The organism is Undibacterium sp. CCC3.4 (assembly GCF_034347425.1).
Classification (GTDB): Bacteria; Pseudomonadota; Gammaproteobacteria; order Burkholderiales; family Burkholderiaceae_D; genus Undibacterium.
This window is the reverse complement of the sequence record NZ_CP133779.1, coordinates 3,127,596-3,141,280: the sequence shown is the minus strand read 5'-3', so window position 1 is coordinate 3,141,280 and position 13,685 is coordinate 3,127,596. Positions and strand designations below refer to the sequence as shown.

The following is a 13,685-nucleotide window of genomic DNA, read 5'->3' as shown; positions in this document are numbered from 1 at the left end:
GATCAAGTCATTTCGGACACAACGATAGGTTCTCGTGCTGCCATTTTCCGTTCGTAGACGGTGGGCGGCAGATTGCCCAATGCTGAATTGATACGCTTGCCGTTATAGAAGCTGACGATGTAGCCGGTGATGTCTGCCTTGGCCTCGGCATGGTTGGCATATTGGCGTTGCCAAACACGTTCCATTTTGAGGTTCAGGAAGAAGCGCTCTGCGACGGCGCTATCCCAGCAATTACCTTTGCGGCTCATGCTGCAGACAAAGCCATTTTCCTTCAAGAATTCCTGATACAACTCGCTGGCGTACTGGCTGCCCCGATCGGAATGAACGATGAGTCCGGCTGCCGGTCAGCGCTACTGGATCGCCATGTTCAAGGCATCGCACACCAGTTTTGCAGGCATGCTCAGTGCCATCGCCCATCCGACCACTTTGCGCGCATACAGGTCGAGCACGGTGGCCAGATACAAGCACCCGGCACCCGTCCGGATGTAGGTAATGTCGCTGACGTAAGCCAAGTTCGGCGCTGCCGGATTGAACTGTCGGTTCAGCACATCGGCGGCAATCGGCAAGTCGCGCTTTGCTGTCTGTCGTATGGACGAATTTGCGCTTCCAGACGGGTTTCAAGGCTGCTTGGCGCATCAAACGGCGCACCTTGTGCGTCCGACCCGGAAGCCTTCGTTGGCCATGGCTGCGACCATCCGGCGGCTGCCGTAACTCTGATCGATTGCCATGAATGCAGCTTCCAAATGGACGCTTTCTTTGCAGACTTTGGGTATGGCGAAACGTCGCTTTGCTTCGTAAAACGCAGACCTGCTCAACGTATCAGAAGTATGATGGCGATCGCCAAACAAAAAGGGCGTGCCGATGCGGCTGCCTCACTGCATCAGTCGTTCGCGTGGGGCGTTTATTTCGCTTGGGATAGCTTGACACGCGGCTGGCAAAGAGCGGGTGATCAAGAACGCCTTGAAGCGTTGACCGAACTCGATTGGCAGCACTGACATGAGCGAACAAGAACTGATCGCGCGCTTGGCCGATGCCGTGGTCGAGCGCAGTAAGCCGAGCATACCTTTATCCGTCGATTTATGGGATATCCGCTTGGTTGCCGGCTTTTTGAAGCGCAGCGAATCCGTGGTCCGTGAACGCATCGTGTGCAAGTCGGATTTTCCCGTGGCGATTCGACTGCCAACTGGCAAAGGTGAGCGCGGACATCCCCTATACAAGGTAAAGGAAGTGATTCAATGGGCCGACCGGTATAGAGAAAAGTAGCGGTCAATCCAATCGTGTCGCCATCTCAGCGGCCGTCTCGTTGTAATAAATTTGCAGCATGCGCAAATCTTTATGGCCGACCATGCGCGCCAGATCGAGCACCGTCAATTTTTTGGCCAACCGAGTGATGGCTTCATGACGCGAATCGTGAAACGTCAAGTCCTCGATACAGCAAGCCGCACAGACTTTACGGAACAACGTACTGAGACTGGCCGCCGACAGCATGAAAATCGGTGACGGCGGCTCATTCGCCGGCTGCGCCGGCAGAAAGCTGATTAACTCCAAGGCGCGCTTCGATAACGGCACGTCGCGCTTGCTGCCATTCTTCGTCATCGGCAAATGCGCGACAGCACCGTTGATGTGCGACGGGTATAGCCCGCACAACTCGCCTTGACGCATTGCCGTCTCAATCGCAAACAAGTAACAGAACGCAACCGCTTGCATCTTGCTGGTGATCGGCTCGTCGTAAAAACCGCAGTAGACATTGATGCGATCGATCTCATCCTGAGTCGGTCGGCGATCGCGATGCGCTGCAGCTTGTGGACGCCGCACTGCCGCGGTCGGACTGACGGCGAGCCATTTCCATTCTGTTGCCGCAGTGCTGAGGACATGCGACCATAGATTAAGAATACGATTGATGGTGGCGCCGCTGACCGGCGGCACAGTGGGCGTGCCTTTGAGACGCAGATCGCGCCAGCGACCGATCAACTCAGCATGCATCTGCGTCAGCGGCACGCTGCCGAGCCGCACTCCGTCGACTTGAAAATCACACAGCGCAGCCAGCCGCAGGGCTTCCCAGCGGTGACCACGCTTATGGATGGAAACTTCTTGCTCGTAACGGCGACAAGCTTGCTCAAACGTTTTGCCAGCAACAATGCCGCTGACGACCTGGTTGCGCAGTGCCGTTTCGCGTTCGGCGGCCCAAGCGAGTGCCTGGGCTTTGGTCGCACAAGTGATCGATTCGCGTACTCCCTTGATACTGAGCTGCACCCGCCACCCGCGTGTTGTTTTGGTAATGGAAGCCATGACTGCACTCCTTGTCAAAACTGATTACCGAGAAATAATAAAATATTATGAGGAGTTTGTGGGGAAATTCTGGGGAGTTGATGGTAGAAAAAGGCGGGGAAAATAAAGGAAAAGCGTACCGACCGGCGCGCAGAATGTCGTCGTAAGGGACTGATTTCAAAGGGAAAACGGTGAAAAACGCGAAGAAGAGAAAGATGTGCTTGGTGCCCGAGGCCGGAATCGAAAACCATCTATCTAAGGGGCATTCATCGTATTGTGCGGGAATTTTGCGGGTTTTCTGGTTACGAATGCTTTAACTTCTGCGCGAATCCAGAGCTTATGTTTGACTCTGCTTGTAGGTGATTCAGCAGGAAAGCCAGGTGTTTTTACAACAACATCCCGTGCATGCCTGATTGAACATTGATGCATTTCGGCGATATCGGCAAGCGTCATCAATTCAGTATTATTCATCATTTGCCTTTCAGTTCACTACAGGATTTTGTTTATCAAACCAAAACATGCGACTTCCGCAGCATGGGTCCAACACTCTTTTTTGTAATTTTTTCATTTTTGTGTACCGGTTTATTTCTCACGCTGAAACACCCAGCACTTCATCGAGCCGGATTGGGTGGCGAGTTGGGATTGGGTACCGCGCAGGCTGCTATTGACCACCTTGACATCAACAAACTTGCGGCGGCTGCTGGTTTTTAAGACTTTTTTCAGGTCGCGCAGCGGCGGTACTTGCTGGCGGCGCTCGGTGGCGACTTGCAGGAAGTGGTTGAGGTTGACGGCGATCAGGCTGGCGTCGCGGCTGTGGTTGAGTATCGACAGGTCGCCGCCATCGAGGTAGTCAAATGCTTCCCAGAATTCCTGCACCAGGACGTGGTCGTTGTTGATGACTTGTTGACGCTCTCCGGCCATGGTGACGATTTGCGCCTTGAGTGCGGTCTTTTGTTCGTCTGTGAGCTTGATCACCAGGCTCAAGGCGTCGGCGATGGCCAGCATTTGCGCGTGGGTTTCGGCGATGCGCGGCATTTTTACGTGGGGGCTGGCGCGTAATTCTTTGAGGTAGTCGCGGGTCTTCGCCGTTATTTCCGCCATGACGGCTTTTTCACGCTTGGTCGCTGCCAGAATGAAGCCCGACACCGCTTCGCAGGATAGATACTTGAGCTCGTCGGCGGCTTCGCCCGATGCCGCTGTCTGCGTCGAGCGGTCGAAGTACAGATGCACAATCCGCGACAGGATCGCTTCGGAGGCATTGACCGGGTTATTCTGGCTGATGACGATGGCACCGCGAAATGGCGGCTCGTAGGTTTCATTGCCACCGGTGGCCATGCCGCGTGCGCGCGTGCTGCGGCCGTTGTAGGCGGTTTTCAGTTCGTCCCAGTCGAAGGATTTGATGTGGCTTTTTTCTTCGCCCATGCGTTCGCGGTCGGACTCGATCAGCACTACCGGCAGGCACGATACCTGGCTGAAATTACGTGCACGTGCCGCCAGACTCGATTTGCTTGGATCAAAGCCTTCGTAGCCATTGCGACCGAACAGTTTCCACAGAAATTCAATCAGCGTTGATTTACCGGCACCGGCTTCGCCTACCACTTCCAGGAAGGGATACGAGGATTGTGTGGCGCGGATTTGTTCTGCGAACAGGGTGCCGAACCAGAATGTCAGAGCGGCCAGGCCTTTGGCACCAAATGCGGCCCATAGCAGATTGACCCAGTCGCTGCGGTAGGCGTCGCGGTCGCGCTTGATGCTGAGGGTGACCGATTTGTTGAGTGACTTGATCGAGAGTTTGCCGATATCAAAAAAATCCTCGCCGTTGATCTCATGCAGAACGCCACCTTTCATCGCCACATTGCCGAGCACATAGCACGCATGCTCCATGCTGTAGCCGATGTAATCAATCGTCTCGACGCGCTGGATGTTGTACAACTGGTCGGCCATAATGCGGTCAAGCTGGATGCTGCTGCCGCTGTACATCGCGCCGGCCCCCATGCCGAGCAGGCGTTTTTTGAATTCGGCGGCGCTGGCGATTTGGGCGGCGGTGAAGGTGTTTTTAACCGGTTTGCCATCGTGGGGAAAGGCGACGCGGAAGTAGTACCAGCTTTCGCCGGTGATCAGGTTTTCTTGAAAATACAGCGCCTTGGGATTGCAGTTGGCGATTTCCTTGACCATGCTCGATTGTTCCAGCGCGGTTTTGCGCAGGTCGTATTCGGACAGGGTTTGGTAGTCATCGGAATGGTCTTGCTCCAGCCGCAGGCGGTTGTAGTGCTCGAGGTCGAGCCGAAACCAGTGCAAGCGGTTACCAAAATCAAAGTGGAATTCGGTGCGCTCGCCGCTGTGCAGGTACATCAGCAAGGCTTTTTCTTCGCGGGTTGGGGCGATCAGTAGTGCGCCATGATAGCGGTATGTCTTGATATGGTCGGGTGTTAAGGCGTCGCGCTGGTAGGCGTCGTTCCAGTCGATGGCGCGTTTGCCGCGTTGTGGGATTTGCGCGGCGGCGCAGTTCCAGCCGGCGGCGCGTGCTTGGTCTACGTGTTTTTTGGTGAAGTTGCGGCCGGCCGGGTCGCCATCTAAGGCCCATACCAGGGTGCAATGCTGGTTGCCACATGCTGCTTGCAACTGCGACAGCGCTTGTTCCGGGTAGTTGTTGCAGGACATCAGTGCTACGGCATGGATTCCGACGTGCATCAAGGCGATGACGTCGAAGATGCCTTCGACTAACCAGATTTCTTTGACGTCTTGTAGGTCGATCTGGTCCGGTTTCCACCAGCTGCCGTGGTAGTGCATGCCGAACTTGAAATTCGCCTTTTTAATGAAGCGCTGGGGTTGGTCGATCAGTCTTTCCCAGTAGCCGCTGCCGAGGGAAAAGCGCACGGTGGCACTGCCGATGTTGAGCTTGCTGTCGTAATAGTATTCTTGCGTGTACAGGCCGCGTAGTTTGGCCAGATCAAAGCCGCGGCCGATTTGCAGGTAGGCGTCGGCGGCGGCATGCGGATTCTTGTTTTCCGGTGTGGATGGATAGCGTTCAGACCATTTGTCAAACAGGTCTGGATACAGGTCTTTGATGTGGTACACCTCGCCGCAATTGTTGAGGCGGCCGCAGCGTAATACCCAAGGGTGGTCGGCATTGGTGTAGAGCTCTTTCTTTTGGCACGCCGGGCACACTCCCCCGCGCAGCATGCCGCTTTGTTCCGGCTTGAAATTGAATTCGGCCAGGCGTGTGCTGACTTCTTGGTGTAGGGAGGTGTCCATCGCTTTACTCTGGGTGGTCGTCTTGCTGATCGTCTTGTTGCGGCACGGCTTGCAAGGCGCTCAAGCGTTCGTCGTCGCCTGGCTGTTGGTAACCGGCCGTCAATTCAAACCACAGGCTGTGCGCGCCCCAAGCGAAATCTCGGCAGATTTTTGCGGGGTAGCTGTGGTGGCCCATTTCGGCGCTGCGCTTCATCCATAGGGTGATTTTTTGTTCGGCGGCGCGGGTGAGTTCGGCGTAGGTCCAAGTGTGCTCAGTCATAAAGCCTCCTGCTGGGTCGGGCGCTGACGGCAGCGATGTCGAAGCACTCCAGGGCGGCGAGCAGGCAGTCGCCGCTGCAGCGTGCGATGGCGGTGTAGCGCAAGCAGTGCCTTGGGGTGATCACGGTGACGGTAAAGGCACGCATGGCGACGGGCGTGCTCAAGTGTTGCCGCGGCAATCGAGTGTGAGAGAGTAAAGAGAGTGTCATGGTGGCTCCAAAATTTGAGGTAAAAAAGTCCCACACGCCGCAATACCGGCATGAGGTGTCATTACTCACAGAGGGGAATGAATCAGGCGCTGCGCGTCATCCGGACAGATTGAGCGACAATTGCTTGATCGCGCTGCTGCGCACGTGCTGAGAGATCGGGATTTTCATCAGGCAGTTCGGCGTCGCTGAGAGTGAGATGGTGCGCAATACTTCGAGGCCGGCGATGAACACGTGGCCGCAGTCCGGGTTATTGCAGCGGTAGGTGATTTCTTTAAACATCGGCGACATGGTGCGGCTTTTTATCGCGCGCACGGGTTGTTCGCAGTGCGGACAAGGTAGGCTGATGACTCTCATGCTGGTGGTTTCCTCTCTATTGCATATAGCGCCCGGCCTCGGCCGGTGATTTTTTTAACACCTTCACGCAAGGCGAATTTGACGAGCCATTCGAATGCCTGATCATCGCTTTCAAGCCCATGCTTGACACGAATTGACATGGCGATATTTTCCTCGATCAAGCAGTCGTACTGGCGATGGTGGTGTCGTATTCTTTTTCGTAGGCAGCAAGTCCACGTAAGGTCATGACACGCAGAAACGAGGCGCGGGTGCGGTGATCTTCCTTGGCATAACGTTCGACCTTGGCTAGCTCTTCTGGGTGTAGACGCACTGTGATCGGCTTGGAAATTTGCTCAATTTCGGTGCTTGAGGTTGGGTCTATGGTGTTCATAGGATATGATTTGTATACGTTACTTAGCAATGACGTAAATATAGTGCGAAATTTCGCACTTGTAAAGAAAATGGTGAAAAATTGCGAAAAAAAATAGGGGCCCGTTTAAAAACAGAGCGCGAGCGACTTGGATATAGTCAGGCTGAGTTTGCTATCGTTGGTGATGCTTCCAAGCGTTCTCAAATTGATTGGGAGCAGGGAAAGCTGGTGCCAAATGCTGAGTATTTGGCCTTAATTTCAACTATTGGCGTTGATGTCCAATTCGTATTAACTGGAGTGGTTTCGAATACCACGATCACGCCGGATGAAAATGAGCTTCTCACTGCATACAGAGCACTGGGAATGAAAGGCCAGGCCCGTTTACTAGGCGTCGCTGAGGGTATCGCTGAAGCCAAACCACCGAAACCTGAAAATCGTAAACAAACGATAACGTTCCATGGTGACGTCGGTCAGCAGATCACCGGCGATATTACTGGGCCTCAGACAATCAATGTAGGGCGCAAAAAAAATAAGCAATAGACACTCAAAAAATAGCAAAATTTTTACAATCCACCATTTTGCAAAAACGAAATGAAAATTTTTTTAGCGCATTACTATTGTCATTGGTGCTTGGTGTCCCATCCGCTGACGCACGTCCTGTTCCTGAAGCCATTCAGAAAGTTTTACTCCCTTGGCAACCCCTTAGCATGAAACTTATTCCAGATGACGTCTTAACAATAGTCACAAAGGAGGACCGAGTGACGCAAAAAATTTATACGCAGGCTATTTTTTCTATTTGCTCAACGCTATGGGAAAAACCAAAAGCATGGAGAGGCATTAAAAGTATCAGAGTATTAAATCGCCATGCTTATCAAGGAATGGTATTTGAAGGTGGCGAAAAGGAGTGTTTGAAAATGGGACAGATAACCAGCGATCAGCTCGATATTTTTATACTTGGAATAACGCATGCTGGACGTGAGTAGCGCCTAGCACTGAATAAACACAAAGCACAAAGCGGCGTATGGCCGCCTTGTGCTATTTACTAATTTTGCTTATTCGAAATTATTGGTTTGTTTTTGCCAGTTCTTCGATGGCGAGACGCAAGGCCAATGGGACTGCAAAAGGTATTTTTGGCGCGCGATGAGGAAAGGACGCTAGACTCATCATGTATGATTAAGAGTGGTTACGGGTTAGGATTAATATGGTGGTCAAACGACCCTATGTCAACATAAAAAAATGCTTATGTCTAATTTTAATCAGCGTTTACGTGCCGAGCGCAAGAGACTTGGCTTTAATCAAGAGAAGTTTGCGGCCTTGGGCGGCGTGACCAAGGATACACAGTTGAATTATGAAAGCGGTGAGCGCCGACCGGACTCGGTGTATTTGGAAAAGCTGGCGAAGGCAGGCGTCGATATCTTGTATCTGCTCACCGGTGTCAGCCATGAGGAGTCGCTCAATGAGGATGAAAATGAATTGCTGCAAAATTTTCGCTCGCTCGATGTGCGTGGTCAAGCCGGTGTCCTCGGGATGCTGCACGGCCTGTTGACGGTATCCGAAGACTGGAAGCGGACGGTGATTAAAGGGGAAGTCGGTCAGGTGGTGCAGGGTGATCAGGATGTGCATGGACCACTGAATTTTACTGTTGGGAAAGGAACGCCCAGTAAAAAACAATGACAGCCGACATCACTCCATCCGCATCCAAATCTACATTCCATGTCGGCCAAGCAGTATTGGGTTCGTCGTATGCAAGAAACGCCCAACATAATGCGATGCATATTTATATCAACAGCGACCCTGAGAAGGCGAACTATTGTGTGAAGCTGCGGCGCGGACGCATGGGTTATTTTTGCCGCACTGGTCATGGCAGTGTGATGCGCCTGTTTTCGGCTCGCAAGTCTGGTATTGGCATCACCGTTTTACGCTGGGTTTGTAAGGCGGTGGTGGGTTTGCTTGCGGCGCTGGGAGCTGGGGTGTTATTGGTCGGGTGGATGCTGGATTAAACCACCTACCCTGAATCCCGCTTACTGACATCGGCTCCCGCCACTGCCATCTGGTGTGCAACGTGTTACCTGCCCGTTTGGACCGGTGATGCGTTTGCCACCGGCACCATCGGGGCGCATGCGTGTCACTTGGCCTTTGGCGTCGGTGATGAGGCTGCCGCCGGACCCATCGGGTCGCAGGCGTGAGACATGGCCCTGGGAATCGGTGATGAGGGTGCCACCGGAGCCGTCGGGGCGCATGCGTGTGACATGCCCTTTGGAATCGGTGCGTATGCTACCGCCTGAGCCATCGGGCCTGATGCGCGTGACTTGTCCCTTGCTGTCGGTGATGCGGGTGCCACCGGAACCATCGGGCGTCTGGCGCAGCACATTGCCCTCGATAGTGCTGCAGTGTGGTGCGCCCATGTCGTCACTGGTGCAGTGTGTTTGTGCTGGGGCGCTTGCGGCCGCGAGGCTTAACAACACGAGCAGGATAGTCCTGAAATGAGTCTTGAAATAAGGCATCGATGCTGTCCTCCTTGCGCAGGGTTAGTGCTGCTTGACGAGGCATTTTACCGATTTTTTTCGTTGCATTGCTATGCATTTAGGCACTATTCTTATCACCGCGCTGGTTCTCCAAGAGCATTTCGCGGCGTTCTCGTATCTTGGCCCATTCCAAGTTTGCGGCGCGCTGGGCGGATTGTTTGCTGGCGTAGCTGTACGTTAAGGTTTTGAGTTTGGCACCGGCACCTGCAATCGCGCGCCCTTGGTTTTTACTGATGCTGTCATGCCATTTGGCTGCCACACCGGTGATGTCCGGGTCGGGATCCGTATCAGCCTGATCGTCCCCTTCGCCCTCCGTATCGGCCGGCGCAGTGAGCGTTGCGAGTTCGAGGCGAGTAGTGAAACCGGCAGCGCTGAGCTGATGGCTGACTTTGACGGCCAGCCAAGCGGTTTGATCGATTTCGTCTTTGTAACCGTTGACGATGACGGGCGATTGCGGCATCAGGGCCGGGTTACCGAGGGCCAGTGTGAGTTCGAGGGTGGCCAAGCCGCGCTGCTGCCGCTGCCATTCGGCTTGCGCGGCTTGGCGCGCTTCGGCTGGGGTGGCGTAGGTGCTGCGCAGCCGTTTGCTGTTGCCGGGCGCGCCGGCGACGACGCTACGTCGCATCGCTTCTTGCGAGTCATACCAAAAGGCGCGCACGCCGCTGTAGTGCTCGCGTTCGGCGCTATGGTAGCGGTGGCTGTCACCGCTGTGCCGGTTCAAGCGTATCACGGCTAATTCCTTGCCCGATAAGGCGCGGCTCTGGTTAATAGGTAAGAACAGCAGGGTATGGTTTTTGACGGTGGCGACGGCATCATATTGTTTTCCAAGGCGACGCAAAAATGCGGCATCCGATTCTCTGGTTTGATCAACATGGGCGACGAGGATATCGCGCAAGCTCTCAGCGATGCCGGCTGCCAGTTCGTTTCTGAATGCGATCAGCTCGATGATGCTGCCTAAAGTGGTGGCGTGAAAGCTGTTGTCTTGGGCCAGCCGAAATTGATCGATCAGGTTGGCCGTGCGCGCGCGCAGGGTCAGTGTGTCGGGCGCGCCGCTGTGTTCGATTTCATCGACGGTGAAACTGCCTTTGTCGATCAGGCCATATGCGCCGCCTGATTGGCCTGATTGGCCAGATTCGGCCCAGCCTATCTGCAGGCGTATCGTCGCGCCACGCGGTGGCAGCGCGAGCTGGCCATCGGCATCGTCAAGCTGTAAATCGAGCTGATCGCTGTCATCGCCAGAGGCTTCGCTCAATGTCAGGCTGAGCAAACGCGGGGCGATGCGCGCGGTGAGATCTTGCTCATCGAGGGTAATCTTGAAGGCCGCTTGTGGATGGCTCATTGGCGGCTTCCGGTGAAACTGCCCAGGCCGGATTGGATGTCGCGCAGCGCTTCATCTGCCGTTTTTCTCAAGCCGTCGAGGCCGAGCATATTTTTTATGCTGCCGGGGTCGCCCAAGCTGCTGAGCAGACTGGGGACGTTGTCATCGGTACGCTTGAGTACGATGGTGAAATCAAGGCGTGCCGGGTTGCCGTTGGCGGCCAAGTGGGTTTTGTTTTCCGTCATGCTGGTGATGACAAAGGTGCCGACAATACGACCGCTACCTTGTATCAGTATCCAGGCTTTGCCGGTGTCGGCCATGAGTCGCAAGGCATCGAGCGCATACAGGCTGCCGCTCAGTTCGGGGGCCAGCCAGCCGGAGAGTGTGATGCTGTCTTCGCCCTTGCCGGTGAACTGGTAGGCGTCGCGGCGGCCGACGCGGCTGTTACCGGGGTGCTTCCAGTCGGTTTGGCGTTGTAATTCCTGGTAAGCGAGGGTGGAGAGACTGAAGACAAACATGCCTAAGGCCATCATCATGGTATTTTCTTCCTTCCTTCTTTCTTTATGGGATTAGTCATCGGCCAGGCGTGAGCGCCAGCGGGCCGCTTTTTGCCGGTCGCGTTGTTCCAGGGCTTTGGCAACGGCTTTGGCAATGGCAGCTTCGTCCATGCCGGGTGCGGGGTTGATCGTGATCGTGATGGTGTCGCCCTGGATCAGCGTGCCCTCGGCTTTTGCCGGGGCCAGCGCCGCGCGGGTATCGAAGGCCAGCGCTGGAGTGATCGTGCCTGGCAGAGCCGCGCCGAGCGTCACGTCAGCGCCAATCTGTGCCAAGCGTTTTGCGATACCGCTGACCTGGCGCAGGGGGACAGCTTCGCTGCGACTGAGACCGAGTGCCAAGCCTTGCATGGTGTCGTCGCCGAACAGTGCAAAGACGCGGCTGGGGCTGCGGATGCCGAGTTTGTCTTTAAACCAGATGATCACGCTCTCAGCTGCGCTGGTGATGCTGGTTTTGACACGGCTCAGCGCGCCGGTGATGCCCTTGACGAAACCGTTCATCAGGCCGGCACCGAATTCGGTAAAGGTGGTCGGGAGGTCGATACCGAACCCGTTGCGCACGGCGTTGCTGAGGTCGTTCCCGATGCCAGTCGTGAGGTCGCGCAGGCTTTGCTTGGCTTGTTCAAAGCGTGCCGTAATGCCGTTCCACAGGCCGTTGAAAAATCCTTTGATCGGTTCCCAGTAGGTATAGATCAACAGGGCGGACAGCGCGAAGGCTGTGATTGCTAAACCGATCGGGTTCATGAGTAAGGCGCGGCCTAGCCCAAGCAGCAAGCTCAGGAGCAGGCGCAAGGCGGTACGCAATCCGACCAGCACGGTCGAGAGCAAGCCGCCTTGCAGGCCGAGCAGACCCAGCGCGAGTTTGAGTGCCGCCATGGGAACGATCAGCGTTGCGCTCACCAGTGCCAGGCCGGCCAGGAGTACTAACAGGCTGCCGACGACCAGTGCCGTTTTCAGCAGCATAGCGGTGAGCGCGGGATGCTGCTGCGCCCAAGTTGTTACCGCGTTGATGTGCTCTCTGATGCGCTGGGTCAGGTCGCGCAGGGGACCGTCGATGGTCTCGGAAGCGGTAATGCCGAAATTTTCCCAGGCAGAGGTCAGGGTTTGTAAATCGCCTTGTAAATTGTTTGCCATGACGTGCGCGACTTTTTCTGCGGTGCCGCCCGAGGCGTCGATAATGCGGACATAGTTGCCAATGCCATCGGCACCTTGCTGGGCAATCAGTTCAGCCATGCCGGCGGCCGGTTCTTCGCCGAAGATCATTTTCAAGAAGCTCAGTCGTTTGCCGCTGCCCATTTTGTCTGTGGCGCGGGCGACATCGCGCAGCACATTGGGGATGTCGCGTACATTGCCGTGCAGGTCAACGGCGGCGACGCCGAGGTGTTTGAGCGCTTTGCTGGTAGCGGCAGTCGGCGCGGCCAGCCGCAGCAGCATGGCGCGCAAGGTAGTGCCGGCCTGGCTGCTCTTGATGCCTACATTGCCGAGCAAGCCGGCCATGGCCGCAGCTTGCTCGAGCGACATACCAGCGGCTTTGGCGACCGGGCCGATGTATTTCATGGTTTCGCCCAGCATGTCCAGATTGGTGTTGGCGGTCGTAAAGGTCATTGTCAAGACATCGCCGACGCGGCTCATCTGATCGGCCCTCAAGCCGAAGCTGGTCAAAATATCTGAGGAGAGATCAGCGCTGCGCGCCAGATCGGCACCGCCGGCCTTGGCAACAGCGAGCACGCCCGGCATCGATTGCAAAATTTGATCTGGGGTAAAGCCGGCCATAGCCAGGTAGCCTTGACCTTCGGCCGCCTCGGTGGCGGTAAAGCTGGTACCGGCACCGAGATCGCGGGCTTGTTGACGCATGGCGATGAATTCCGGTGCTGTTTTCTCACTGCGACTGAGTGCCTGAACGCGCGACATGGCGGCATCGAATTCGATTCCAGGCAACAGTATTTTGCGCATGCTCATCAACAGTCCGCCGCCGCTGGCGACGCTGCCCGCACCCGCCATGGCAAGCTTCCCGGCCGATTCTCGGGTGCTGCTGAATTGTTTGCGTAAGGTGGCGGCACGGGACTGCTGCGCAGCCAGGGCGCTGAGTTTTTTTTGCTGTGCTGTCAGTTCGGCATTGGCGGTCTGGATACTTTGCCTTAATCCGATTTGCGTTTTACTCAGTGCATTGGTACTGATGCCGGCGGCCGACAAGCGATCACGCATCCACTGTAATTGCTGGTTTTGTTTTGCGTGCTCGGCTTTGAGTCGGCTTGCCGCCGTGACCGCGGCCTTGAATTCGCGTGTCATGGCACGGCTGGGTTGGCCGCTGGCGGCGATACTACGCGCCAATTGTTGTACACGCTCTTGCGTTTCATGGAGTGCGGTGGATGATAGGCGCAGACCTTGGTGCAGTGTGCGAAATTGGTCGAGTGTGCGCTGCTGCTCATTGAGCTCTTTCAAGCGCACATGGGTCGCGTGTAAGGCAGCAGAGGTCGGCAGCGCTGCCGTGCGGATGGCTTTCAGCGGTGCCGTTACCTTATCGAGGGCGCTCAGTATGACTTGTAATCGCAGGTCGGCCATAGAAAATTCCTGTTATATTTTTTGCCGTCACGG

18 protein-coding genes and 1 pseudogene are annotated in these 13,685 nt (G+C 55.6%); 6 read left to right on the top strand and 13 right to left on the bottom strand.

From position 1 onward, the window contains the following. Positions 1 to 2: 2 nt before the first annotated feature. Positions 3 to 815, bottom strand: a pseudogene (locus RHM61_RS14110) (IS3 family transposase); the annotation flags it as partial. A 15-nt stretch (positions 816 to 830) separates the two neighbouring features. Here RHM61_RS14110 and RHM61_RS14105 point away from each other — a divergent pair. After that, entirely contained in the window at positions 831 to 995 is a 165-nt protein-coding gene (locus tag RHM61_RS14105; RefSeq protein WP_322247933.1) for a hypothetical protein, read from the top strand. 1 nt (position 996) lies between these two features. Next, positions 997 to 1,263: a hypothetical protein gene (locus RHM61_RS14100; RefSeq protein WP_322247932.1), complete on the top strand. Its 267-nt coding sequence runs from the start codon at positions 997 to 999 to the stop codon at positions 1,261 to 1,263. A 3-nt stretch (positions 1,264 to 1,266) separates the two neighbouring features. Here the strand turns inward: RHM61_RS14100 and RHM61_RS14095 are convergent, their stop codons facing one another. The 8 genes from RHM61_RS14095 to RHM61_RS14060 all read right to left on the bottom strand — a co-directional run bounded on the left by RHM61_RS14095 (position 1,267) and on the right by RHM61_RS14060 (position 6,714). Beyond that, entirely contained in the window at positions 1,267 to 2,289 is a 1,023-nt protein-coding gene (locus tag RHM61_RS14095) for a site-specific integrase (RefSeq protein ID WP_322247931.1), read from the bottom strand. 234 nt (positions 2,290 to 2,523) lie between these two features. Next, positions 2,524 to 2,739, bottom strand: a complete 216-nt coding sequence (locus RHM61_RS14090; RefSeq protein ID WP_322247930.1) for a hypothetical protein — start codon at positions 2,737 to 2,739, stop codon at positions 2,524 to 2,526. 111 nt (positions 2,740 to 2,850) lie between these two features. Beyond that, positions 2,851 to 5,523 (bottom strand): toprim domain-containing protein, encoded by a 2,673-nt coding sequence (locus RHM61_RS14085; RefSeq protein WP_322247929.1) that lies wholly within the window; start codon positions 5,521 to 5,523, stop codon positions 2,851 to 2,853. Between the two features lie 4 nt (positions 5,524 to 5,527). Then, positions 5,528 to 5,782: a hypothetical protein gene (locus RHM61_RS14080; protein ID WP_322247928.1), complete on the bottom strand. Its 255-nt coding sequence runs from the start codon at positions 5,780 to 5,782 to the stop codon at positions 5,528 to 5,530. Continuing rightward, on the bottom strand, positions 5,775 to 5,990 hold the full coding sequence (locus RHM61_RS14075) for a hypothetical protein (protein WP_322247927.1): 216 nt from the start codon (positions 5,988 to 5,990) through the stop codon (positions 5,775 to 5,777). Before RHM61_RS14075 ends, RHM61_RS14080 begins: the two co-directional genes overlap by 8 nt. Before the next feature lie 96 nt (positions 5,991 to 6,086). Next, positions 6,087 to 6,344, bottom strand: a complete 258-nt coding sequence (locus RHM61_RS14070; protein ID WP_322247926.1) for an ogr/Delta-like zinc finger family protein — start codon at positions 6,342 to 6,344, stop codon at positions 6,087 to 6,089. After that, a complete protein-coding gene (locus RHM61_RS14065) occupies positions 6,341 to 6,484 on the bottom strand; it encodes a hypothetical protein (protein WP_322247925.1) in 144 nt (47 codons plus the stop codon). Before RHM61_RS14065 ends, RHM61_RS14070 begins: the two co-directional genes overlap by 4 nt. Before the next feature lie 17 nt (positions 6,485 to 6,501). Then, positions 6,502 to 6,714 carry a hypothetical protein gene (locus RHM61_RS14060; RefSeq protein WP_322247924.1) on the bottom strand — a complete coding sequence of 71 codons (213 nt, stop codon included), beginning with the start codon at positions 6,712 to 6,714 and terminating at the stop codon, positions 6,502 to 6,504. 81 nt (positions 6,715 to 6,795) lie between these two features. Between RHM61_RS14060 and RHM61_RS14055 the strand changes: the two genes are divergently transcribed. From RHM61_RS14055 to RHM61_RS14040, 4 genes are all read left to right on the top strand, one after another. Then, positions 6,796 to 7,233 (top strand): XRE family transcriptional regulator, encoded by a 438-nt coding sequence (locus RHM61_RS14055; RefSeq protein ID WP_322247923.1) that lies wholly within the window; start codon positions 6,796 to 6,798, stop codon positions 7,231 to 7,233. A gap of 38 nt (positions 7,234 to 7,271) precedes the next feature. Further along, positions 7,272 to 7,676, top strand: coding sequence for a hypothetical protein (locus RHM61_RS14050; RefSeq protein WP_322247922.1), 405 nt, complete (start codon positions 7,272 to 7,274; stop codon positions 7,674 to 7,676). Between the two features lie 259 nt (positions 7,677 to 7,935). Further along, on the top strand, positions 7,936 to 8,367 hold the full coding sequence (locus tag RHM61_RS14045) for a helix-turn-helix domain-containing protein (RefSeq protein WP_322247921.1): 432 nt from the start codon (positions 7,936 to 7,938) through the stop codon (positions 8,365 to 8,367). Next, on the top strand, positions 8,364 to 8,693 hold the full coding sequence (locus tag RHM61_RS14040) for a hypothetical protein (protein WP_322247920.1): 330 nt from the start codon (positions 8,364 to 8,366) through the stop codon (positions 8,691 to 8,693). Before RHM61_RS14045 ends, RHM61_RS14040 begins: the two co-directional genes overlap by 4 nt. A 21-nt stretch (positions 8,694 to 8,714) precedes the next feature. Here the strand turns inward: RHM61_RS14040 and RHM61_RS14035 are convergent, their stop codons facing one another. From RHM61_RS14035 to RHM61_RS14020, 4 genes are all read right to left on the bottom strand, one after another. Continuing rightward, positions 8,715 to 9,098, bottom strand: coding sequence for a hypothetical protein (locus RHM61_RS14035; RefSeq protein ID WP_322247919.1), 384 nt, complete (start codon positions 9,096 to 9,098; stop codon positions 8,715 to 8,717). 178 nt (positions 9,099 to 9,276) lie between these two features. Then, complete coding sequence (locus RHM61_RS14030; RefSeq protein ID WP_322247918.1) at positions 9,277 to 10,557, bottom strand: contractile injection system protein, VgrG/Pvc8 family; 1,281 nt, start codon at positions 10,555 to 10,557, stop codon at positions 9,277 to 9,279. Further along, the gene (locus RHM61_RS14025; RefSeq protein WP_322247917.1) at positions 10,554 to 11,072 is read right to left on the bottom strand and encodes a phage tail protein; all 519 of its coding nucleotides are present in this window, start codon (positions 11,070 to 11,072) and stop codon (positions 10,554 to 10,556) included. Before RHM61_RS14025 ends, RHM61_RS14030 begins: the two co-directional genes overlap by 4 nt. A 33-nt stretch (positions 11,073 to 11,105) precedes the next feature. Continuing rightward, positions 11,106 to 13,652 (bottom strand): phage tail tape measure protein, encoded by a 2,547-nt coding sequence (locus RHM61_RS14020; RefSeq protein WP_322247916.1) that lies wholly within the window; start codon positions 13,650 to 13,652, stop codon positions 11,106 to 11,108. Positions 13,653 to 13,685 lie beyond the last annotated feature (33 nt).

Excerpts from the sequence above, each read along its gene's own strand:
- RHM61_RS14025 (WP_322247917.1), bottom strand. The coding sequence starts at position 11,072 with ATGATGATGGCCTTAGGCATGTTTGTCTTCAGTCTCTCCACCCTCGCT.
- RHM61_RS14085 (WP_322247929.1), bottom strand. The coding sequence starts at position 5,523 with ATGGACACCTCCCTACACCAAGAAGTCAGCACACGCCTGGCCGAATTC.
- RHM61_RS14040 (WP_322247920.1), top strand. The coding sequence starts at position 8,364 with ATGACAGCCGACATCACTCCATCCGCATCCAAATCTACATTCCATGTC.
- RHM61_RS14075 (WP_322247927.1), bottom strand. The coding sequence starts at position 5,990 with ATGACACTCTCTTTACTCTCTCACACTCGATTGCCGCGGCAACACTTG.
- RHM61_RS14065 (WP_322247925.1), bottom strand. The coding sequence starts at position 6,484 with ATGTCAATTCGTGTCAAGCATGGGCTTGAAAGCGATGATCAGGCATTC.
- RHM61_RS14105 (WP_322247933.1), top strand. The coding sequence starts at position 831 with ATGGCGATCGCCAAACAAAAAGGGCGTGCCGATGCGGCTGCCTCACTG.
- RHM61_RS14030 (WP_322247918.1), bottom strand. The coding sequence starts at position 10,557 with ATGAGCCATCCACAAGCGGCCTTCAAGATTACCCTCGATGAGCAAGAT.
- RHM61_RS14045 (WP_322247921.1), top strand. The coding sequence starts at position 7,936 with ATGTCTAATTTTAATCAGCGTTTACGTGCCGAGCGCAAGAGACTTGGC.
- RHM61_RS14090 (WP_322247930.1), bottom strand. The coding sequence starts at position 2,739 with ATGAATAATACTGAATTGATGACGCTTGCCGATATCGCCGAAATGCAT.
- RHM61_RS14070 (WP_322247926.1), bottom strand. The coding sequence starts at position 6,344 with ATGAGAGTCATCAGCCTACCTTGTCCGCACTGCGAACAACCCGTGCGC.
- RHM61_RS14095 (WP_322247931.1), bottom strand. The coding sequence starts at position 2,289 with ATGGCTTCCATTACCAAAACAACACGCGGGTGGCGGGTGCAGCTCAGT.
- RHM61_RS14060 (WP_322247924.1), bottom strand. The coding sequence starts at position 6,714 with ATGAACACCATAGACCCAACCTCAAGCACCGAAATTGAGCAAATTTCC.
- RHM61_RS14020 (WP_322247916.1), bottom strand. The coding sequence starts at position 13,652 with ATGGCCGACCTGCGATTACAAGTCATACTGAGCGCCCTCGATAAGGTA.
- RHM61_RS14035 (WP_322247919.1), bottom strand. The coding sequence starts at position 9,098 with ATGGGCGCACCACACTGCAGCACTATCGAGGGCAATGTGCTGCGCCAG.
- RHM61_RS14080 (WP_322247928.1), bottom strand. The coding sequence starts at position 5,782 with ATGACTGAGCACACTTGGACCTACGCCGAACTCACCCGCGCCGCCGAA.
- RHM61_RS14100 (WP_322247932.1), top strand. The coding sequence starts at position 997 with ATGAGCGAACAAGAACTGATCGCGCGCTTGGCCGATGCCGTGGTCGAG.